18 protein-coding genes are annotated in these 20980 nt (G+C 42.2%); 11 read left to right on the forward strand and 7 right to left on the reverse strand.

Features of this window, described 5'->3' with window-relative positions; all coding sequences use genetic code 11:
• Positions 1–8 precede the first annotated feature (8 nt).
• The 8 genes from NVS78_RS03910 to NVS78_RS03945 all read left to right on the forward strand — a co-directional run bounded on the left by NVS78_RS03910 (position 9) and on the right by NVS78_RS03945 (position 9940).
• On the forward strand, positions 9–1577 hold the full coding sequence (locus tag NVS78_RS03910; protein WP_286358012.1) for a RagB/SusD family nutrient uptake outer membrane protein: 1569 nt from the start codon (positions 9–11) through the stop codon (positions 1575–1577).
• Positions 1562–2203 carry a hypothetical protein gene (locus NVS78_RS03915; RefSeq protein ID WP_286358013.1) on the forward strand — a complete coding sequence of 214 codons (642 nt, stop codon included), beginning with the start codon at positions 1562–1564 and terminating at the stop codon, positions 2201–2203. The genes NVS78_RS03910 and NVS78_RS03915 overlap by 16 nt, the downstream gene beginning before the upstream one ends.
• A gap of 11 nt (positions 2204–2214) precedes the next feature.
• Positions 2215–2985, forward strand: a complete 771-nt coding sequence (locus NVS78_RS03920; protein ID WP_286358014.1) for a hypothetical protein — start codon at positions 2215–2217, stop codon at positions 2983–2985.
• Between the two features lie 560 nt (positions 2986–3545).
• The gene (locus NVS78_RS03925; protein WP_286358015.1) at positions 3546–4820 is read left to right on the forward strand and encodes a C39 family peptidase; all 1275 of its coding nucleotides are present in this window, start codon (positions 3546–3548) and stop codon (positions 4818–4820) included.
• Positions 4821–4835: 15 nt separating this feature from the next.
• A complete protein-coding gene (locus NVS78_RS03930; RefSeq protein ID WP_286358016.1) occupies positions 4836–5300 on the forward strand; it encodes a hypothetical protein in 465 nt (154 codons plus the stop codon).
• Positions 5301–5367: 67 nt separating this feature from the next.
• Positions 5368–5835: a hypothetical protein gene (locus tag NVS78_RS03935; protein ID WP_286358017.1), complete on the forward strand. Its 468-nt coding sequence runs from the start codon at positions 5368–5370 to the stop codon at positions 5833–5835.
• A gap of 62 nt (positions 5836–5897) precedes the next feature.
• Positions 5898–7172 carry a thioredoxin family protein gene (locus tag NVS78_RS03940; RefSeq protein ID WP_286358018.1) on the forward strand — a complete coding sequence of 425 codons (1275 nt, stop codon included), beginning with the start codon at positions 5898–5900 and terminating at the stop codon, positions 7170–7172.
• Positions 7169–9940 (forward strand): M16 family metallopeptidase, encoded by a 2772-nt coding sequence (locus NVS78_RS03945; RefSeq protein ID WP_286358019.1) that lies wholly within the window; start codon positions 7169–7171, stop codon positions 9938–9940. The genes NVS78_RS03940 and NVS78_RS03945 overlap by 4 nt, the downstream gene beginning before the upstream one ends.
• 167 nt (positions 9941–10107) lie before the next feature.
• On the opposite strand, the gene NVS78_RS03950 is transcribed toward NVS78_RS03945, so the two are convergent.
• The 6 genes from NVS78_RS03950 to aspS all read right to left on the reverse strand — a co-directional run bounded on the left by NVS78_RS03950 (position 10108) and on the right by aspS (position 17324).
• Positions 10108–11145 (reverse strand): endonuclease/exonuclease/phosphatase family protein, encoded by a 1038-nt coding sequence (locus tag NVS78_RS03950; protein ID WP_286358020.1) that lies wholly within the window; start codon positions 11143–11145, stop codon positions 10108–10110.
• 19 nt (positions 11146–11164) lie between these two features.
• A complete protein-coding gene (locus NVS78_RS03955; RefSeq protein WP_286358021.1) occupies positions 11165–12097 on the reverse strand; it encodes a rhomboid family protein in 933 nt (310 codons plus the stop codon).
• Positions 12098–12103: 6 nt separating this feature from the next.
• Positions 12104–12922 (reverse strand): rhomboid family intramembrane serine protease, encoded by an 819-nt coding sequence (locus NVS78_RS03960; protein WP_286358022.1) that lies wholly within the window; start codon positions 12920–12922, stop codon positions 12104–12106.
• Positions 12915–14186 (reverse strand): PSP1 domain-containing protein, encoded by a 1272-nt coding sequence (locus NVS78_RS03965; RefSeq protein WP_286358023.1) that lies wholly within the window; start codon positions 14184–14186, stop codon positions 12915–12917. The genes NVS78_RS03960 and NVS78_RS03965 overlap by 8 nt, the downstream gene beginning before the upstream one ends.
• Before the next feature lie 102 nt (positions 14187–14288).
• On the reverse strand, positions 14289–15416 hold the full coding sequence (locus tag NVS78_RS03970) for a DNA polymerase III subunit (protein WP_286358024.1): 1128 nt from the start codon (positions 15414–15416) through the stop codon (positions 14289–14291).
• A gap of 150 nt (positions 15417–15566) precedes the next feature.
• Positions 15567–17324, reverse strand: a complete 1758-nt coding sequence (aspS, locus tag NVS78_RS03975) for an aspartate--tRNA ligase (RefSeq protein WP_286358025.1) — start codon at positions 17322–17324, stop codon at positions 15567–15569.
• A 156-nt stretch (positions 17325–17480) separates the two neighbouring features.
• On the opposite strand from aspS, the gene NVS78_RS03980 reads away from it, so the two are divergent.
• The 3 genes from NVS78_RS03980 (at position 17481) to tyrS (ending at position 19514) form a co-directional block, all read left to right on the forward strand.
• On the forward strand, positions 17481–17606 hold the full coding sequence (locus tag NVS78_RS03980) for a hypothetical protein (protein ID WP_286358026.1): 126 nt from the start codon (positions 17481–17483) through the stop codon (positions 17604–17606).
• A gap of 107 nt (positions 17607–17713) precedes the next feature.
• Positions 17714–18193, forward strand: a complete 480-nt coding sequence (locus tag NVS78_RS03985) for a CvpA family protein (protein ID WP_286358027.1) — start codon at positions 17714–17716, stop codon at positions 18191–18193.
• Between the two features lie 28 nt (positions 18194–18221).
• A complete protein-coding gene (tyrS, locus tag NVS78_RS03990; protein ID WP_286358028.1) occupies positions 18222–19514 on the forward strand; it encodes a tyrosine--tRNA ligase in 1293 nt (430 codons plus the stop codon).
• Positions 19515–19715: 201 nt separating this feature from the next.
• On the opposite strand, the gene hflX is transcribed toward tyrS, so the two are convergent.
• On the reverse strand, positions 19716–20951 hold the full coding sequence (hflX, locus tag NVS78_RS03995; protein ID WP_286358029.1) for a GTPase HflX: 1236 nt from the start codon (positions 20949–20951) through the stop codon (positions 19716–19718).
• Positions 20952–20980: the final 29 nt, after the last annotated feature.

Here is a 20980-nt window from a genome sequence, read left to right on the forward strand (position 1 = left end):
GGAAGGTTATGAAAAAGATATTTGTTTTATTGCTTTTTTTCCCACTTTTTTCCTGTAACGATTGGTTGACGGTCGAATCTGAGAAATCAGTAACCTATATCAATTACTTTAAAAGTGAGCAGGATTTGGAAAAGGTGCTGATCTCCATATTCGGTTGTGAAAAGGGAATATTCGCAGGAATAAATCATTTGAATATTGTGGGATTATCGTGTGATTGGGGAGGGGATTATGAAGGCCTTCGGAATCTGGATCCGAAAGAATTCTTTAGTGGAATGGATAGCTGGGTTCTTCATTATAATGTGTTTTATTTAGCCAATATGCTGGAGGAGAATCGTTACCGATTCGAGAATGTCTCAAAAGAACGGGCCGATTATTGGATAGCCCAAGCTAATTTTGCAAAAGCCTTGTCTTATTTTGATTTGATACGACGGTGGGGAGAAGCTCCTTTGGCCCCAGGTACGGAATCTACCGAACCGGTGGGTAAAAGTTCGACCATGACTCTTTGCGAGGAGGCTATCCGTTGTGCCAATATAGCCTTAACATTACCGCCGTACGAGCAGTTGACGGATGCCAATGGTAAAACAGTGACGTCTAAACAATTTGCGAGTCTGGGAACGGTTCATACTCTTTTGGCTAATATCTATGCTTGGATGGGAGGATTGTACGGGGATAGGAAGTATTGGGAGGAAGCCGAAAAACATGCCTCTTTAGTGATCGATGGAAAAGCCGGATTCTATGATTTGGAAAAGGATATTCTTTCTATGAAAAATAACACGTTAGGACCGGTTAGGAGAAGTGTCGAAACCATCTTTAGCATCGAGATTAACGAGCAAGATGAGAATCGGTTTTGGAGTGGTGTGTTCGAGTACCGTTATCCCGGTTTGTTGTTACTCGATTATCCTTATGTGGCTTCTACTCCCGAAAGTATAGAGAGTAGTAGCCGGATGCCGACGATTCGTGTTGAAAGTGTAAAGGCTTTGTATCATGAAAGAGATGATCAGCGAATAAAAGAGTATTGGTACAATTTGGGCGAGGTCGGTTATTGGGAAAAGTATATGGATGACGAAGGGGTCGTGACTGATTCGACCTGGATCCTCTCCGAGTATGCATTTATAGATAAATGGAACGAAGAGATACGTTCCGTTAATCCGCAATTTATAGAAGAGGAGGGAGCACGCTTGTTGGCGATGGATGGGAATCGGGTTGTTTGGAGATTGGCAGATTTGATATTGCTCCGGGCAGAGTGCCGGGTTCGCCTGGGGTTAGAAACGGCGGTGAATGATTTAAATCGTATTCGTAATCGGTCCGGCTTAACCGATTACGACGGTCCGACCGATCCGGAGCTGCTCCGAAGAGAGATTTTCCATGAACGGGAAAGGGAGTTATTCGGTGAAGGACAACGCTATTTCGATGTAGTGAGGAATGGTTATTTCCGGGAAGAATTCTCTTGGGCTTATGCCGGATTATCAGATCAAGATGTGAAAAATGGAGCCTTATATCTTCCCGTGTCGAAAAATTCGTTTGAGAAAAATACATTAATGAAACAAAATATCTATTGGTTATGGCGTCAACAATAAAAAATATAGGTAAAAGCATTGTAATCGTGACGGTGGTGATTTTTGCCTCTTGTACGAAGTACGGTTACATTGACGGAGGTATTGCCAACGGGGTTCACGATTGCACGATGTGGGAATATTTCCATACGGACAGCTACAACTGGGACTCGACCATTATTCTGATCGAGCATGCCGGATTGAAGTCTCTTTTCGATGGTACGGGCGAGTATAAACAGATTACTTTTTTCGGATTAACCGGCCCGAGTATCCGGCGTTATCTGTTAGAAAACAATTACGAACGGGTGACCGATATTCCAAAAGGAAAATGCGTGGACATCCTACAAAAATTGGTGGTCCCGCAACGTTTGATGTTGAAGGATATTCCTCGTGGCAATCGAGTAAACCGGGGAGGAAACGAGTTTGTGGAATATGACGGGATGGTCGCACCGGCTATTCGCGGAGAGTTGTTCTTATGGACTTACAGGGGAATGTATAACAAAGTGAAAGATGCGGGAGCCGTAATAATAAACCTGGCAAGTCGGAATGAAAAGGGTACGAGGGCGGAACCTATAGCATCCTCTGATATTCAAACGACCACGGGGATCGTTCATTCGCTTAATTACGATTTTAAGTTTAGAAATTTTTAAAGTTAGGTAAGATGAAAAAAATAGTATATCTATTGGTTTGGGCCGGTATCATCGGAGCCACGGCCTGTAGCGATGTGAACGTGGGGTATTTGGCTGTGGAAAAAGCAGCTTATGCACAGGATACCTTGTCTCTGTATAATATGCAAGAGAGGTTGGAGGAGCTGACGAAACTTTATGATCGCTTTGAGGCCCAAGCAGGACCTTTGATACAAGAACGTGCTGAATGGGATGTCAAACGACAGGAGAAACAGTATGAATTATGGGATTTTGATGATTATGAAATTACTCCGTTGGAAGAATTAATAGATGCTACGACGGATCCGGTTCAACTCGAGGCTCTTAAAAAACAATTAGAGGAGTTGTATGTGCAAAGGGCACGAATAAAAAAAGAGTTGGATGATATAAACGATAAAAGATGGACTCTTCGAAAACAGATAGAACAAATTTCTATCGATTTAGGAATCGGTTCGGAAAGGGAGTTGAGTAACAAAATATCGAAATTGAAAAACACGATGGAATACGGGATTCCTTGGGTGACTTCGCCGATAGAAAGTGTTTTCGGCACGGAACCTTTAATCTATTCCATAGCCGAGGTGAAAAACGAAAATCCGGTTAACGCGGAACTTTTCCGGAAAAGCTTGACGATCATCGGTGGTGGTCGAATGTACGTGGAGCAAAACGTGGAAGCTCCCCCGGGACGTTATATTATCTCTGTCCGAATAGAGAACGAGGGACAATCGACCGTGTTGAGAAATGCCTTTACTTTTATTATTGAAAAATGATCGAATGATAATTGTAGATTAAATGATTCCGTGATTAAGAGATTTCGTGATTCGAAGATTGAGATTTCGACTTTATGGACCATTTTAATTGTAAATTAGAAAAATTATAGGATTTAGAGATGTAATATTAAGTGATTAAAAAATGACTTTTAGGACCTTATGGACCCATTCGATCCTGTGATTGCTTTACGGTTTGGTGAGCGAGATTAATTTCTAATTTGCAAATAAATATCGAAGGTAATTGGGCCCGGATTGGGGGTAAAATAAAGATTCAATTACAATATTCGTAGATGCTTGTTTGCGGGGATTTATGGTTTGCGATGGAAGAGATTCTATCGTGAATCATAAAACCGTAAAATGATTAAATGATTCTGTAATTAAAGTGATTCAATGATTAGAAAGATTGACGATTGTAAATTAAAAAATCCAGACTCCAATCTACAATTTGCAATGGGGATAAAGGATTAGGTGATTTAGCGATTGGAAGTTTTGAATTTGCCTTAATACCTCGAAAAATATCGTTTTATTCTTGTTCATCAGGTATTTAATTGTATGGTAAAATGATGAATGTAAAATATATCGTTGCATGTTGTTTTATTATTCTGGTTTGTTTATCCTGTCAGAAGTCAGACACGGAGATGATACAAACAGACGCAGAGTCGACTTGGGATAATAGATTATGGGAAGCTTTGCAGAGGGATTCTGTATTTATGGAAATGGAAAAATTAATGAATAACAAAACATATTATGATCAAGTTTATATCGTTATGAAATCTACTCCGTCGGAACAACAGGAAAGTTGTATCCGGGAAATGAGTGATAAGCGCTATACCGAGTTGGATGAATTGGTTATGCAGATTAAAGAAAAATACGATGCTTATTCTTTTATCTATTTTCAAAAACTGTATGATATCGTGAATAAAAATCAGGCTAAAGCATCAGGCAAAGTAGATTATGAGTCGGAGGAGATTCAGGTGTATGGAGATTGTACTTATGCGATCATGACGGCAAGAGATATCATGAATAGTATATATGATTTGTATAGTAAGTTTGCCGCTTGTTATCCTCAATATGCTTCTACGTTTAAGCAAAGATTAATCAATGGTACGTTGTTTAGAAATTCATGGCCTTATGCCGAAAAAAGAGGATTGCAGGTTATTCTATCTAATGAGGTACTTATAAAGACCTATAAATGTGAGCATATCATTGAGATAGCAAAACAATTGAAAAGTGTCGGTACTTATATGACGGAAATACGGGATCTTTTACAAGAGGCTATAATTTATGTTCGTCAAAATCCCGATCGACCGTTTCCTCCTCAAAGAAATATCGGACTGCCATCTGCTCCTCGAGAACCGGGACCTCGAACTTATATTGTGGACTCGAAAGATAAACTGGCTAAAAAAAATATTAAACGAACCATGTCCAAACAGCTTAAAAATACTTGTGTTACTTCTATCATGGAATACATTAGCGATGCATATTGTGGGGAAGGAAGAAATGAAGGAGATTTTTGGCTGGGATATAAAAAATTGACGGGGGAATGGATTTCTGATAATGGGGTTGATTCTAGATATATACGAGAATTGGTATTGCTTTTTTTTAATACTGAATCATTTTATGATGTTAAAGATGCCATTGATAAAAAACGAGTTGTGATGACAACTATAACTTCTAAAATAAAAGACTCTTTACATAATGTTCTTATCGTGGGTTACACGAGTGATGGTAAAAGATATATATATATGGATCCGGAAGTGGGATATCTTCAAGATGCGCCCGTAATTATGTTTTCCGGCAGTAGATATAATATAAGTATTTCCGGTTGTAAATAATATAAACAAAAGATTATGAAAACAGCAATAAAAACTATAGGCATATTATTAATGATCTGTGCTTTGTTGGTAATATTAAGTGCAGGGAGTAAACAGCAATACAAAGTTTCCCAGTTAAGAGGGAAATGGCAGATGGAGACCGAATCTCCCAGACCGGATCAAATTATACGTGAATTTTTTGGTGGTTTCTATACGAATACTCGTTTGGTAAATAACGATACGATCTTACAGGCAAAATATTGGTTTTACTTGTCAGATAGTATTGTAACCACTTTTGATGAGCGTAAATTATATGACCGAACAAGTGGAGAATATATCATATCTCAATATGGCGAAAATTCTTATCCTCCTTATGAATTCCCGTGTAGTGTTTTTAAAATTATCTCTTTGAATAAAGATTCTTTGGTTATAAAATATGTTCCTAAAAAAGGGCAGGTTATGATAGGTTCAGAAGCGGTTACTTATAAACGAATTAAATAGACCAATGTAAATTGGCGATTAAGAGATTGAATGATTCGATGATTAAGTGATTATGAAAAATGATAGTATGCGTAGTAAACTGATGATTTGTTTTTTCCTTTTTATTGTCTTTGCACTGCTTGTCGGCTTAAAGGCGACAGACGAAAAGCAATACAAAGTTTCCCAGTTAAGAGGGAAATGGAGGATGGATACTCGATCTCCCAGGCCAGATCAAATTATAGATGAATATATTCATGGGACTTATACGGTAACTCGTTTGCTGAATGGTGATACCGTAGGACAATTAAAACATTGGTTTTATTTGTCGGATAGTATCGTGACTGCATTTGATTGGAAACAGGTTAATGCCCGGACAAGCGGGAAGTATATCGTGGCACAATACGGTGAAGATTATTTACCTCCTTACGAGTACCCTTGTAAAGTATATAAAATTCTTTTTTTAAGTCAGGATTCTTTAGCGATGATATACGTTCCGAGAAAAGGGGAGGTCGTGATCGGATTAGGACCTGTTATGTTTAATCGAATAAGCAATTGACGATTAAATGATTGGTAATTACAAAAATCGATATTTAATTTACAATTATAAAATTTATTGTTATGAAAAAAATGATGTTGATCAGCGTGTTCCTATTGGGAATGCTGGGAAGTTTGTCTGCTCAAATGGTGATTTTCGAGGGGACGTTGAATGAGGCAATGCTAAAGGCTAAGGCCGAGAAAAAAGATGTATTCGTGGACTTTTATGCCGACTGGTGCGGGCCTTGTAAGATGATGGCGACGGAGGTCTTCACCCGGCCGGAGGTAGGCGAGTATTTCAATGCCCGTTTTATCTGCGTGAAGGTAAACGTGGATGCCAAGGAGAATAAAGAGATCGCTAAAAAATACGGTGTGACGGCGTTGCCGACCATGGTCTTTATTACCCCGGAAGGGAAAGAGCTTCGAAGAATAACGGGAACGAAAGATCCGGTTTCGTTTGTCAAAGAGGCCCAGATTGCCAAGGGTGAAGCTTTGAGTTTCGAACAGGTATACGAGCAATACAAAAAGAAAAAAAAGGATATGAATCTTTTGCAGCAGTTGTTGCTGGAGGCCCCCGCTTATATTCCGAGGTTACAGGGGTACGAGCGGCAAAAATGGGGAGCCCGTATCGAAAACCTTTACGCGGAGTATGTGAAAAATAAGAAATTGGATTATATGATTTCCGAACCGGATTTTGCCATCTTAACTCTCTATCATCCGCAAACCGATAAAAATGATCCGATCTTTGATTTTGTAGTTTCCCATTTCGATCAATATGCGGAGATCGTGGGAAAAGAGGCCGTGGCCAATTACCTGATCGGGATGAATAATAGTTATATTATTCAATTGTGTAAAAAAGGAGATGTCGCCTATAAGGAGCGTTTGAAACGAGTGGACGGCGATTTGAAACGAGTATATGCCGGAATCTCTTTCGGTAAGCTTTCCGTTTTAGATGCCATCACTTTATTGGCTGACGCAACCTACAGTTTATACCGACGGAATGAGGCTGACTTCTTTAAATATATGGATAACTATTTTGCCGGGAAAGGAGATCAGGCCGATCTGAACGATTATACTCAGCCCTTGGAAGATCTGTTTATGGCCTATGAAGGTAAATTATCGGAAAATGCTTACTCGAAGTCTATCCCTTGGATTGCCAAAGCGCTGGAAAAGGAGATGGCTCCAGATTTACGTACTCGTTTGTTGATTATGATGGGACAATGCTTCCAATATACCGGACAGAGTGATAAGGCCAAACAATCTTTCAACCAGGCTTTCCTGACCAGTGCTCAGATCGAGAACAAGATGATGATGGCTCAGCTTCAAAAAATGATACAACAAAGTTTAGATAACCTATGAGAAAGTTATTGTTATGGACAGTGTTATTCCTGACAGGGAATTGCGCTTTTGCCCAAAAAGGGGCCGAAGTTTTTCGCCACGGGAAGTTGAATAACGGGTTGACCTATTACATTCGGCAGACGAAATCTCCGGTCGGTCGAGCCGATTTATACTTGGTACAGAACGTCGGGGCCTTGCTGGAGGAAGATAATCAGAACGGGTTGGCCCATTTTCTGGAACATATGGCTTTTAACGGGAGCCGGAGTTTTAAAGAGGGCATTCCCCGGTTTTTGGAAAGAAGAGGAATAAGACAGTTTAATGCTCAAACCGGGCAGGATGAAACGGTATATTATATCAATAGGGTTCCCACGAAAGATAAATGCTTAATGGACTCTTGTCTGTTGGTTTTAAAAGACTGGTCCGGTTTTCTTTTACTCGATCCGAAGGAGATCGACAAGGAGCGGGGAGTGATTTTCGAGGAACGGCGTTCCCGGCGGGATATGAACGTCCGGCTAAAGGAACAGACGGATCCTTATACGTATAACGGTAGTCGCTATGCCACCCGGGATGTCATCGGAACGGTAGAGGTGCTGGAAAATTTTACCCCGGCGGAATTGAAAGCTTATTACCATGATTTTTATCGGCCGGACTTACAGGCCGTGATCGTTATCGGAGACGTGGAGCCAGCCCGGATAGAGCGAGAAATACACCGTCTTTTCGATCCCATCCCGAAGCGGGTCGATCCGAAGCCGAGGCCGGTTTTTGAAATTTCGGATAACCCGGAACCTTTGTACACGAAAGCTTTCGATAAAGAGTTGGCCTCTCCCGATATGGTATTGAGTCGAAGGATGAGAAGGGTTCTCCCGGCCTCGTTAAAAGAGATGATGAAAAATAATTTGATCGAAAAGTTTTACAACAATATCGTGATGGGACAATTGGACGCCTATATCAATACGCAAAATCCGTTGTTTCTGATGACGGCCGTCGATTACGGTCGGTTGGTCCGGAATTACAACAGGTGGAGAATTTACGTCCAGGCTTACCCGCACAAGGAACGGGAGGCGTTGACGCAATTGATGGAGGAGATCGAGCGGATCCATCGTTTTTCTTTGACCGACAAAGAGTTGAAGAGACAGATAGACGCCTATCTTCCGGGATTGGAGGAGACGGAGAAAAACAAGGACAAGTTGCCTAACGCGGCTTATGTGACTATTTACCAGAATAATTTTCTGGAAGGGAATCCTATCTCGAGCGTGGAGGAAGATATCTCTCTTTCCCGGGAGATTTTGTCGGAATTGACGGCAAAGGATTTGCAGGATTGGGTAGCATCCTGGTATACGGACGATCGGAATTGGGTGTTCGTGATGCGGGGTAACGATCCGGCTTATGATTTTCCGTGTAAGGACGAGGTTAAACAAATCATGGAAAATGCCCGAAAAGCGGATGTCAAACCGTTGGACTTCGAGGTGACGGCGGTGCCGTTGATGGATTTCGAGGTAAAAGGCGGAGAGATCGTGAAAGAGAAAAGGATCAAAAAGTTGGATGCCGAGGAGTGGACGCTTTCCAACGGGTGTAAAGTGTATTATAAATTTTCGGATACCGACGGGCCGAAGGTGAGTCTTATGGGAGAAAGTCCCGGGGGAAAATCGCTGCTTCCGGCCGAAGATTTGCCTTCCGCATCGGCTCTCTCTTCCTTGATGATGCGTTCCGGTCTGTATAAACACGATGTCCGGATGATGCAGGCCATATTGAAGGGACACCGGATTTATCCCGATATTCGTTTGGGAGAGGCCTCGGAAGGGGTGAGCGGCTATTGTGACAACAACGAGACCGAGATGCTGTTCCAAATTATCTACCTCTTGTTCGAAGAACCTCGTTTTGATCGAAATGATTTCGACAAGTTCGTTTACCTGAACAAAATGGATTACGAGAATACCTCCCGTACAGCGGAAGACACGATTTCCGAGGCGATGACGAAGCTTCGGTTAAAGGACTCGCCCCGGTTATGGAAAAGGAACGATCAGTATTACGATGCTATGGATTTCGATAGGATGGTGGCCATTTATCGCGATCGTTTCCGGGATGCTTCCGATTTCCGTTTTTACCTGACCGGAAATATCGAGCGAGAAGAGGCACAAAAATTAGTAAAACAATACTTGGGAGCCATCCCTTCCATTTATCGCAAGGAGCAGCCGGTAGATTATGATTTGCGTAAAAGCGGTTCGATGACGGAGATGATCGAGGCGAATATTCCGGATCATAAATATATCGTGAATATCGCGTATACCAATAAGTTGAAATTAAAACCGGAAGAGGAGCTTTGTATAGATATTATCCGTGAAATCCTTTCCAATCGTTACCGGGATATTATCCGGGAAGACGAGGGAGGAGCTTATGGAGTGGAGGTGAGTGCATCTTATCTTTCCTATCCCAAGCCTTATCAGTTTATGGGTATTGATTTTCAAACCAGCACGGAAAAAGGCGATCGGATGCGGGCTATCGTCCATGAACAAATTCAACGGTTGAGACATGAGGGGGTGAGTGAGGAAGAGGTGGAGGATATCGTGATGATGATGAAAAAAGGTCGTGCCCGGATGCTGAAAAACAGAGGGAATGCTCATTGGATGGAAACCTTGCGTTACTACGTGAAAACGGGTAAAGATATCGATTCGCCGGCTTATTTCGAGAAGCCGATTGAAAAGATCAACGCTAAGGAGGTACAGGTTGTGGCCGAAAAGTTTTTCGATACCGCCGAATGTGCGGATATCGTGGTTAAATCTGGCCATTGACGATTTTAAATTGTAGATTGACAATTAAATAACACATTGCACCCGCCCCGTGGGTTATTGATTAAATGAAAGACGAATAGATTTGAGAATTAATTTATGATTAAAACTCTGATCTTACAATCTTTAAAATCATATTTTTTTAATTTACAATCGTCAATCTACAATTGTCAATTCTTTTTGAGTTTGCTCTGGATCGGATAGTGGTCTGAGAATTTGACGGTATCTCGGAGGTAAGAGACGGTTTCGAACGAGGAGGAGTGAAGGATATGGTCGATACGGAAGGAGGGAAATTCTCCGATATACGTGTTGCCTAATCCTCGTCCTTTTTCGACGAAACTGTCTTGCATGTCGTCGTCTAAAGTGCTGTAAGTATAGGAGAGAGGAGTATCGTTGAAATCTCCGCACAGGATGACGGGATAGGGGGATCGGTTCATGTGTTTCTTGATGATCTCGGCTTGCCGGGCTCTGTTTTTGTTGGCGGAAATCAACAGGGAAACGATAGAGTGGACCTCTTCGGACAGGGCTTGTCCTTTTCCTTCCGATAGCTTTTGCAGGAGTTTGCGGTCTTTGTCTCCTAACCGGTAGGACTCCAAATGGACGCAATATACTCGTACGGTATCGTTCGAAACGGCAATGTCCGCGTAAATGCAGGCGGCCGTATATTTTTTATCGAAATCGATAAAACCCGTGTTTAATAAAGGGGTACGGGATAAGATGGCGATATCTTTTTGATTGTAATAGTAGGGATAGGTAGAGAATCTTGCAAAAATTCCTTTTTGTTGGGGCACCTCCTGAAGGCAGACGAGGTCCCCCGGGAACCGATTGATGTACTCTTCCAGTTGTTGGGGTGTCTCTTTTTGTTTGGACCAGCCGTATATATCCATTTGCCGGACATTATAAGAGAGGATCGAGATATCGTATGGTGCATTTCCGGATATCGGACCGTTCATCCCGTAATAGGTTCTCATGAAAGGATACCCTGCGGCTAAAACGAGCAGGATAAGCCATGCCGTTTTTTTCCAGCGCGCGATCCAATACAGGAGTAGAATCAAATTGACGATCAGGAGGTAGTGATAGGCTAACCCTATGAGAGAGGAGAGGTAACAGGTGTTCGGGTTTACGTAGGGAGAAGTATAACTCCCCAATAGGCCTAAAATAGCGGTCCACGTGATGATTCTGATAAAAGTATCGATGATTCGTTTCAACCTGATTTGTTTTATGGGTTTAATTTCTTCCCGATTTGAACAAAATCTCTTTCTCCTCTTTTGTCAAGCTTTCATATCCCGATTGGGAGATCTTGTCTAAAATATCGTTGATCCGGTCGTCTTTTTGTTTTTTGTATTCGTTGTACTCCCTGTCGTTCATATCCGATGCCTTCTTTTTATACTTTACCCGCATCTTTTTACGGGAGATAAATAGTTTTCCGATTTTTTCAAAGAAGTTGACGATACCGCTTGCAATATCCCGGTTTTTTCGAATGCCTAACGTGAAGAGATAACCGAAAAGAGCTCCGCCCAAGTGGGCGATATGTCCACCCGCGTTTCCCGAAGGTATGCTGATGATATCGATTGCTGCCGTGAAAAGGGCCAAATGGATTAATTTTACCGGGCCGACCAGGAATATATAGATCCGGTGGTTCGGCAGGTAGGTACAAACGGCAAAGACGATGGCCATGATAGAAGCCGAGGCCCCTATGGCCCATGAAAAATAGCGTTCCGTGGCAAAAGCCGGGAAGATGGCATAGGCAGCCATATAGATGATAGCTCCCGATATTCCGCCGAGAATATATACTCCTGTCAGTTTTCGTTCCGAAAAATAGTTCAAAAAAATCCCTCCGAACCAATAGAGCCATAGCATGTTGAACAGCAGATGAAAAAATCCGAACTGTGTAAACATATAGGTAATGATGGTCCAGGGAGTGTACAGAAGATTGTAAGGATAAGCGGGAACTCCCACGTAGGGTAATAAAAATTCGTCTATCCCCCGGTATCCGGCCAATATAAAGAATACGGCTGCTAACTTGATGACAATGAAAACCGCGATATTAATGTATATCAGTCGGCTAAGGGTCGATCCTTGTCTGAAAGAGCGTTTTATTCCGCTCCATATTCCTTCGGAGAAAGGGGTATTACCATATGGGTTATAATACGCGGCCATAATCGATCAATAAAAACGTTTACTGTGTTTGCGCCAATAACGGATCATGAAGAAACCGAACAGCATGCCTCCCAGGTGGGCGAAATGGGCCACGTTGTCTCCCACTTGATTTTGAATGCCTAAATACAACTCGGCGGCTCCATAAAAGAGAACGAAATATTTAGCCTTGATCGGTATCGGAATGAACATAATGAACAATTCCGTGTTGGGAAACAGCATGCCGAAAGCTAACAAGATTCCGAAAACGGCGCCTGAAGCTCCGATCATCGGAATATTGACGTATCCCTGTATGACGTTTTGATAGATGGCTTCCGCCGTTTTAATATATTCCTGAGAATTCGGATGGTTGGTCCAACCGTCGATAAAGGCGACTAAGTCGTTCGGAATGCCTCCCAGATGAGTTCGTAGAAATTCTGCTAATAGGCCGGGGTCCGGTGTATTTTGAAAAGCATAGAACTCCTCCTGCATGTTGTGATAGCCGTACCAGCTAACCAATGAATAGAGTAATGCCGCTCCGATTCCGGTGACCATGTAGTATATGATAAAACGTTTGCTTCCCCACACCGATTCAAGAATGCGGCCGAACATGAATACGGCGAACATGTTGAAGAATATATGTGTTAGCCCTTCTTGGGTAAACATGTGGGTAATATATTGATAGAAAGCGAAGTGCTTGGATTCCGGAAGGTGTAATCCTAAAATATTGACCCAATCGATACCGGATCGTTTTCCCATGAGGTTGATCAGTAAAAAAATGATCACGTTGATGATGATGATCGCTTTTACCGCCGGGGTAATATTGGAAAGTGGACGATAATTACTCATTTTTGTTCGGTTTTGTATTTTGTTTGTTTACCGGTTTATGCTGTCTGTTTTCCACTTTGTTTACCGGTTTGTTTCCGTTAGAACGGTTTGTTTCCGTCCGGTTGTTGTTTTTTTGTACGTTTTTCCGGTTATTTCTGTTTTTGGAATAGTTCTTTTTAGGTTGTTTCTTTTCGTCAAAGCGGTTTAAACTCTCTTCTCCTACTCCATCCGTGTATTTGATATCTTCCGGCCTCTTGTCATTTGTATCTAAAGCTTTAGGTGGAATATATCCTCTTTTGTTCATGGCGATAATCTCTTTCACCCGCTCCACGGGAAGTTTGATTAAAGCTCCTTTTCCCTCTTTGTCATAGGTATAAGACATGGAACGTCCGAAGATATCGGTTTTTTGATGATAAAGCATGCCTTCGCCGGTATTCAGCCAAACATTGGAGGAAGGAAAATCTTTTTGCTCGTCGATGTAGGCATCCACTTCGTAGTTAAGGCAGCATTTTAACTTGCCGCATTGGCCCGCCAATTTTTGCGGGTTCAGGGAGATATCCTGATAACGCGCCGCGGAAGTAGATACCGATATGAAGTTGGTGATGAAGGTCGAGCAACATAGTTTTCGTCCGCACGAACCGATGCCGCCAATGCGCCCTGCTTCTTGCCGTGCTCCGATTTGTTTCATTTCGATACGGATATGAAAAGTTTCGGCCAGTACTTTAATCAATTTCCGGAAATCCACCCGGTCTCCGGCAATGTAATAGAAGATAGCCTTTGTTTTATCTCCCTGGTATTCGACATCTCCGATTTTCATATCCAAATTCAGGTCTGCGGCAATCTTGCGGGATTTAATCATGGTATCGTACTCGAGGGCGATGGCCTGCTGCCATTTTTCGATATCGTGCGGTTTGGCTTTCCGATACACTTTTTTCAGCGGATTTCGTTCCAGATCTACCCGTTTCAATCGCATCTGTTCCCGGACCAGTTCTCCTGTCAGGGAGACGATACCGATGTCGTGCCCTAATGCAGCTTCTACGGCAACAATATCTCCGATAGTGAGATTCAGGTTGCTGTTGTTCAGGTAAAAACCTTTTCTTGTGTTTTTAAAGCGAACTTCGACGATATCGGAAGTACTACAACCCTCCGGGATATCTTGCATCCAGTTGTATTCCGTCAATTTACCGGCAAGCAGACGATGGTCTATTACCGGAACGATAGGATAGGGTTGTTTATTTTGGTTTTCGGGATTTTCCCGGATCTCTTCATTTATTTCTTCACTCATACGTTAAAACTAAAAGTTAAAAATTAAAAGCTAAAAGTTACGACTGAAAATCAGGCTGTTTTCCGTTTTCACTTTTCTGATCAACCTATACGTGCGGTTGACCTATGGACGGATATTTTGCATTACCTTAATGCAAAGATCCGTGAATATGATTTTTCCGTTTCCGTTGCGGATGATGTCGCTGTAAGCTCTTTCAAACTCTTCGTAAAGCGGGATGACGTTGCCTTCATGTACATAAGGAGAAAATTTTACGGAAAAATCTTTCTCCCGTTTGGTCATGTATACTATATTTTCGAGCTCAAAGTTTCTGACAAAGTTTTCACGTATCATACGGATGCAATGAGTTAGAAAACTTTTTTGCCGCTCTCTTCCCAGGGCAGCCAATTCGTTGACGAATTCGTTAACCGTTAGCATCTTCCTCTCCCAGCACAAGCGCATCATTTGAATGAATTTTTCCTGGTTATAAACGGACTCTTCCGTCTCTTCAAGGATTTTAAGGGCCTTTAGCCAGCTTCCGGAGGCCACGTGGGCGACTTCGTTTGCGGAATCGGGAGACAGTCTTTGCCGGCGGATCAGCTGTTCTGCAATCTCTTCTTGTCCGAGAGGAGGAATATGAACACGTTGTGTCCTGGATAAAATGGTATTGATAATCTCTTCCGGATGTTCCGAGACTAACAGGAAAAGAGTTCTCGGGTAAGGCTCTTCTAAAATTTTGAGTAATTTATTGGAGCATTCCGGTTTCATTTTTTCCGGCAGCCATATGATCATTACCTTGTAATCCGATTCGAAGGGTTTTAGTGCCAGTTTCCTCAGGATATTCCCACTCTCTTCCGTGTAGATCATGGCTTGTGCATTCTCGTCGGCTCCCATGGCCGATAGCCAGTTCTCCAAATCTATGTAAGAATTGTTCAGTAGTACATTTCGCCATTCGTTGAGATATTCATCGCTAACGGGAAGTTTGATTTTTGTGGATTTTACCACGGGGAAAACGAAATGCAGATCCGGATGAATTAATTTTTGCATCTTTTTGCAAGCCGGGCAGATCCCACAAGCTTCCTCGTGCTTATCGCCCGTGCAAAAAAGATATTGAGTAAAAGCCAGGGCCAGAGCCAGACTACCGGAACCTGTTTCTCCGGTAAATAGCTGGGCGTGACTCACTCTTCCCGATTGCAGGGTGGCGAGCAGTCGCTGCTTTATCTCTTTATGGCCGATGACTTCTTTAAAAAACACGTTTTAATTTTTAAATTTAATGATTTTAGATTTTATATTCCAGCCGCACAAGGGCTTCCTCTTTTTTGATTAGGTGATTTCGGATTCGAAAATTCCTTTTGTTTGAAATGAATATTCCTCGATCAAGTAATCAGTAATCACTAAATGTTATTATTTTTCATTTTCTATCTTCAGTCTGATATTCAGCTCTTTCAGCTGTTCTTCCGAAATTTCGGAAGGAGAGTCTATCATAACGTCTCTTCCTGAATTGTTTTTCGGGAAAGCGATCACGTCCCGAATCGAATCCAAACCGGCAAACATGGAAACCAGGCGATCGAATCCGAAAGCAATTCCGCCGTGAGGAGGGGCTCCGTATTTGAAGGCACCTATTAGGAATCCGAATTGAGCTTGTGCGGCTTCGTGCGTGAATCCGAGGCAATCGAACATTTTGGACTGGAGATTGGAATCATGGATACGGATAGAACCTCCTCCTACTTCCACCCCGTTAATGACCATATCGTAAGCATTGGCCCGGACCTTTCCCGGATCGGAATCCATTAAAGGAATATCTTCCGGTTTGGGAGAGGTGAAGGGATGGTGCATGGCATAGAAACGTTGTGTTTCTTCGTCCCATTCCAATAAGGGAAAATCCACTACCCATAAAGGTTTGAATACGTTTTTATCCCGTAATCCCAGACGGTTTCCCATCTCTAAACGTAATTCGCTTAATTGGGGTAAGGTCTTCTTCTTGGGACCTACCAGGATAAGAAGTAGATCGCCCGGTTGAGCTTTACAAGCTTCTGCCCATCGTTTTAAATCGGTCTCGTCGTAGAATTTATCCACGGAAGATTTCAGGGTTCCGTCCTCGTTATATTTCACGTAAACCAAACCTTTGGCCCCGATTTGAGAGCGTTTCACGAAATCCGTCAACTCGTCGATCTGCTTACGCGTATAATGGGCACATTGAGGGGCGCAAATGGCTCCTATGTATTCGGCATCGTCAAATACGGCAAAGTTTTTTCCTTTGGCGATAGCCGTCAAGTCGACAAACTTCATGTCGAAACGGATATCGGGTTTGTCACATCCGTAATATTCCATGGCGTCCGCCCAAGTCATTCGGGGGATTGCCGGGATATCGACGTTTCGAATTTCTTTGAACAGATGGCGGACCAGCCCTTCAAATAGCTCTAATACGTCTTCCTGTTCGACAAAAGACATTTCGCAGTCGATCTGGGTAAATTCCGGCTGGCGGTCCGCCCGTAAATCTTCGTCCCGAAAACATTTTACGATCTGGAAATAACGATCGAATCCGGAAACCATCAGTAATTGCTTGAAAGTCTGTGGACTTTGCGGTAGAGCGTAGAATTGTCCCGGGTTCATCCGTGAAGGGACGACAAAGTCGCGGGCTCCTTCCGGAGTACTCTTGATCAGAACGGGAGTTTCTACTTCTATAAAATCGATGTTACTCAGGTAATTACGTACGATCTGTGCCATCCGATGCCTCAATTCCAGGTTTTTCCGAACGATAGGCCGGCGTAAATCCATATAACGGTATTTCATCCGTATGTCGTCTCCTCCGTCGGTTTGGTCTTCGATGGTGAAAGGAGGGATTTCAGAAGTACTCAATATATGGAGTTCTTTAATCAGGATCTCGATTTCTCCGGTAGGAATCTTGGTGTTTTTACTGGCTCTTTCGACCACGGTTCCTTTTACTTGGATCACGTATTCCCTTCCTAATTTTTCCGTTATTTTTTTGATCTCGTCAGGAGCAGATTCTTCCACGACTAACTGGGTAATACCGTAACGGTCTCTCAAGTCCACGAATGACATGGCGCCCAACCGTCTTACCTTTTGAACCCAACCACTGAGGCAAACGCTTTCATTCACGTTTTCTATTCGTAGTTGTCCACAAGTATGTGTTCTGTACATAGTTTTACTATTAAATATTCGGATTCGGAGCTACTCCTAAGTCCTCTTTTGTTTTTATATGACTTTGTTTATAGGATATAATTCGCCTATTTAACAATTTGCGAAAATAATAAGAATTTATCAGTTTCCGGTGTTAATCCCACAAAAAATCAGCATATGTCGTCAACGGATTTGAAATCGACGTTCGGGGTTTTCCGACGGATCGGATTCGGGTATCCTCTTTCGGATGAATTTTCCATAAAACGACTCCTTCATTTCCTGTATTTGGATTTTATGTTTTGAATCTTTTGTTAAAATGCCAAATACTCCATTTATGTATGTTATTTTTTCGGATATGAATAAACAAATTTTTATCTTTGAAGCCTTATTATATGGATTGAAAGGCAGAGATGAATTATGTTGATGTGATTATTTTGCTTCCTTTGGTATATGGAGCATATAAAGGTTTTGCTTCCGGATTGATCGTGGAGATGTCGACGTTGTTCGCGTTGATTTTAGGCGTGTTCATATCTTTAAAGTACGGAAGCGTAACGGAAGCGTTTTTGAAAGATTTTATCGATATTCCTGTTTCTTACTCTTATTACGTCGCTTTTGCGGTAACTTTTCTATTGGTTGTTATCGTTATTCATTTGTTGGGAAAGTTATTGACTAAATTAGTCGATATGGTCTCTTTGGGGCTTTTCAACAAATTGTTCGGAATACTGTTAGGGATGGTGAAAGCTGCTATTGTAGTATGTGTCATTTTGTTTATTGTCAACGCATTAGACTCTAAATATGATTTTATTCCTGCAAAAACGAAGAATCAGAGCCTGTTGTATTATCCTTTTGTTAATTTTGCAAATGGGGTCTATCAGAGTGCTGTAAATTAATTGTCAAAATCCTATAAATTGAGAAGCGATGAATTTTGTTGAAGAATTAAAATGGCGGGGTATGATTCATAATATCATGCCGGGAACAGAGGAGCAAATGGCGAAAGAGCAGACGACGGCTTACGTGGGTATCGATCCCACGGCAGATTCGTTGCACGTGGGGCACTTGGTGTCGGTTATGATGATGAAACACCTTCAAATGGCAGGCCATAAACCTATTTTCCTGATAGGAGGGGCTACCGGAATGATAGGGGATCCGAGCGGTAAGTCTTTGGAAAGAAATTTATTGGACGAGGCAACCGTGCAGAAAAATATGGATGGGATCAGGGCGCAGTTGTCGAAGTTCATCGATTTTAATTCCGATGCACCGAATGCCGCGATCATGGTGAATAATTATGATTGGATGAAAAATTTCACCTTTCTTGATTTTATCCGGGAGGTTGGAAAACATATTACGGTGAATTATATGATGGCTAAAGATTCGGTAAAGAAGCGATTGAGTGCCGATTCGACACAGGGCTTGTCTTTTACCGAGTTTACGTATCAGTTGGTACAAGGGTATGATTTTCTGCATCTGCGTCGTCATTATAATTGTCTTCTGCAAATGGGGGGATCGGATCAATGGGGGAATATTACGACAGGAGGGGAATTGATACGTCGGAAAGACGGTGCGGAGGCTTATGGTTTGACCTGGCCTTTGATGACAAAAAGTGATGGTAAAAAATTCGGAAAAACGGAATCCGGTAATATCTGGCTGGATCCTAAACGAACCTCTCCTTATAAATTTTACCAGTTTTGGTTGAATGCCACGGATGAGGACGCCGAGAAATACATTAAGATTTTTACGATCCTTCCTCCGGCCGAGATAGATGCTTTGATTATCGAACACCATGATGCCCCGCATCTGAGAAAACTGCAGAAGGTTCTGGCAAAGGAGATAACCTGTCTGATTCATAGTCCGGAAGCTTACGAGGCTGCCGTGGAAGCCTCCCAGATTTTGTTCGGAAACGCGACTTCGGATGCGTTGAAACGTTTGGATGAAGATACTTTGTTGGCAGTTTTCGAAGGTGTGCCTCAGTATGATATTTTGCGTTCCGATTTGGAAGCAGGGATCTCTATCGTGGATTTGTTGGCCGATAAAACGTCGATTATGTCTTCCAAAGGAGAAGCTCGCCGTGCATTGAAATCAAATGCGATCAGTTTGAATAAGGAGAAGGTAACGGATCAGGAATTGATCGTGAATGCGGAATATCTCATCGATGATAAATTTATTTTATTGCAGAGCGGTAAAAAGAATTATTTCCTGCTGAACATTAAGTAATTGTAAACTGTAAATTGTAGATTGTAAGTTAATAAATTCATAATCTACAATTTACAATTATAATAGGTCCGTAAGGTCCTTAAAGTCAGAACTTAATTTATGATTCAAATACTGATTTTGCTATCTTTAAATCATAAATCTAAAATCCGAAATCGCAAATCTTTTAATCACCCAATCACTGAATCTCCTAATCTCCAATCGTCAATCTGCAATTGTATTGTCCGTCGTTTCGTCTTGATACAGAAAGTCGTTGAACGGGAAACGGGCCGAATGAATCTCTTTTGCGATGTTGTACAATTTTTCTTTTAACTCCTCGATGTTTTCCTTGTTTTTGGCCGATATGTATACGGTTTCTCCCCCTTGTTTGGCCATCCACATTTGTTTGAGATCATCAAGGCTGTAATTTTCCCGTTCGATAGGGGTCAGGTCGTCTTCCTCTTTAGGGACAAACGTGAAGGCATCTATCTTATTGAAAATCGTAATAGTCGGTTTCGGATTCTCGATCAGTTCGGCCAACGTTTCGTTAACAACCCGAATTTGATCTTCGAATTGCGGATGGGAGATATCTACAACGTGCAGGATCACATCGGCTTCCCGTACCTCGTCTAAAGTCGATTTGAAGGACTCCACCAGATGATGAGGCAGTTTGCGGATAAAACCGACGGTGTCGGCTAATAGAAGCGGTACGTTTTTGATGGCGATTTTTCGTACGGTCGTATCCAATGTCGCGAATAGTTTGTTTTCCGCGAACACTTCCGACTTGCTTAATAAGTTCATCAGAGTAGATTTGCCCACGTTGGTGTACCCGACAAGAGCTACCCGCACTAATTTCCCCCTGTTTTTACGTTGGGTAATCATCTGTTTGTCTATTTTGTCGAGTTGCTCTTTCAGGCGAGAGATCTTATCCCGAATGATCCTTCGGTCCGTTTCGATTTCCGTTTCTCCGGGACCTCGTAAACCGATACCTCCCTTTTGCCGTTCCAGGTGGGTCCACATTCCCGTTAAACGAGGCAGGAGGTATTGGTATTGTGCGAGTTCGACCTGGGCTTTTGCCTCTGCGGTCCGGGCTCTTTTGGCGAATATGTCTAAAATCAGATTGGTCCGGTCGAGCACCTTTCTTCCTTTCAGTTCCCGTTCTATATTGCGAAGTTGGGTAGGAGTCAATTCGTCATCGAAGATAATCAAATCGATGTCGTTTTCTTCTACATAATTTTTGATCTCTTCCAATTTCCCTTTACCGATAAAGGTTGCCGTTACCGGTTTGTCCAAATTTTGTGTGAAAACTTTCACGGTTTCGGCTCCGGCCGTTTCGGCCAGGAAGGCTAATTCGTTTAAATACTCACACATGGTGTCGTAGCTGATATTTTCTGATTGTAGGGCTACACCCACAAGAATTGCTTTTTCTGCTTTTTTTTCCGTATAAAAATAATTCCCCATAATAGCGATAAATAAGGGGCTGACGATCA

This window comes from Gabonibacter chumensis (assembly GCF_024741215.1).
Classification (GTDB): Bacteria; Bacteroidota; Bacteroidia; order Bacteroidales; family Marinifilaceae; genus Gabonibacter; species Gabonibacter massiliensis.

Excerpts from the sequence above, each read along its gene's own strand:
- NVS78_RS03965 (WP_286358023.1), bottom strand. The coding sequence starts at position 14,186 with ATGAGTGAAGAAATAAATGAAGAGATCCGGGAAAATCCCGAAAACCAA.
- NVS78_RS03925 (WP_286358015.1), top strand. The coding sequence starts at position 3,546 with ATGATGAATGTAAAATATATCGTTGCATGTTGTTTTATTATTCTGGTT.
- NVS78_RS03955 (WP_286358021.1), bottom strand. The coding sequence starts at position 12,097 with ATGGCCGCGTATTATAACCCATATGGTAATACCCCTTTCTCCGAAGGA.
- tyrS (WP_286358028.1), top strand. The coding sequence starts at position 18,222 with ATGAATTTTGTTGAAGAATTAAAATGGCGGGGTATGATTCATAATATC.
- NVS78_RS03985 (WP_286358027.1), top strand. The coding sequence starts at position 17,714 with ATGAATTATGTTGATGTGATTATTTTGCTTCCTTTGGTATATGGAGCA.
- NVS78_RS03960 (WP_286358022.1), bottom strand. The coding sequence starts at position 12,922 with ATGAGTAATTATCGTCCACTTTCCAATATTACCCCGGCGGTAAAAGCG.
- NVS78_RS03945 (WP_286358019.1), top strand. The coding sequence starts at position 7,169 with ATGAGAAAGTTATTGTTATGGACAGTGTTATTCCTGACAGGGAATTGC.
- NVS78_RS03940 (WP_286358018.1), top strand. The coding sequence starts at position 5,898 with ATGAAAAAAATGATGTTGATCAGCGTGTTCCTATTGGGAATGCTGGGA.
- NVS78_RS03930 (WP_286358016.1), top strand. The coding sequence starts at position 4,836 with ATGAAAACAGCAATAAAAACTATAGGCATATTATTAATGATCTGTGCT.
- NVS78_RS03910 (WP_286358012.1), top strand. The coding sequence starts at position 9 with ATGAAAAAGATATTTGTTTTATTGCTTTTTTTCCCACTTTTTTCCTGT.
- aspS (WP_286358025.1), bottom strand. The coding sequence starts at position 17,324 with ATGTACAGAACACATACTTGTGGACAACTACGAATAGAAAACGTGAAT.
- NVS78_RS03935 (WP_286358017.1), top strand. The coding sequence starts at position 5,368 with ATGCGTAGTAAACTGATGATTTGTTTTTTCCTTTTTATTGTCTTTGCA.
- hflX (WP_286358029.1), bottom strand. The coding sequence starts at position 20,951 with ATGGGGAATTATTTTTATACGGAAAAAAAAGCAGAAAAAGCAATTCTT.
- NVS78_RS03980 (WP_286358026.1), top strand. The coding sequence starts at position 17,481 with ATGTCGTCAACGGATTTGAAATCGACGTTCGGGGTTTTCCGACGGATC.
- NVS78_RS03915 (WP_286358013.1), top strand. The coding sequence starts at position 1,562 with ATGGCGTCAACAATAAAAAATATAGGTAAAAGCATTGTAATCGTGACG.
- NVS78_RS03920 (WP_286358014.1), top strand. The coding sequence starts at position 2,215 with ATGAAAAAAATAGTATATCTATTGGTTTGGGCCGGTATCATCGGAGCC.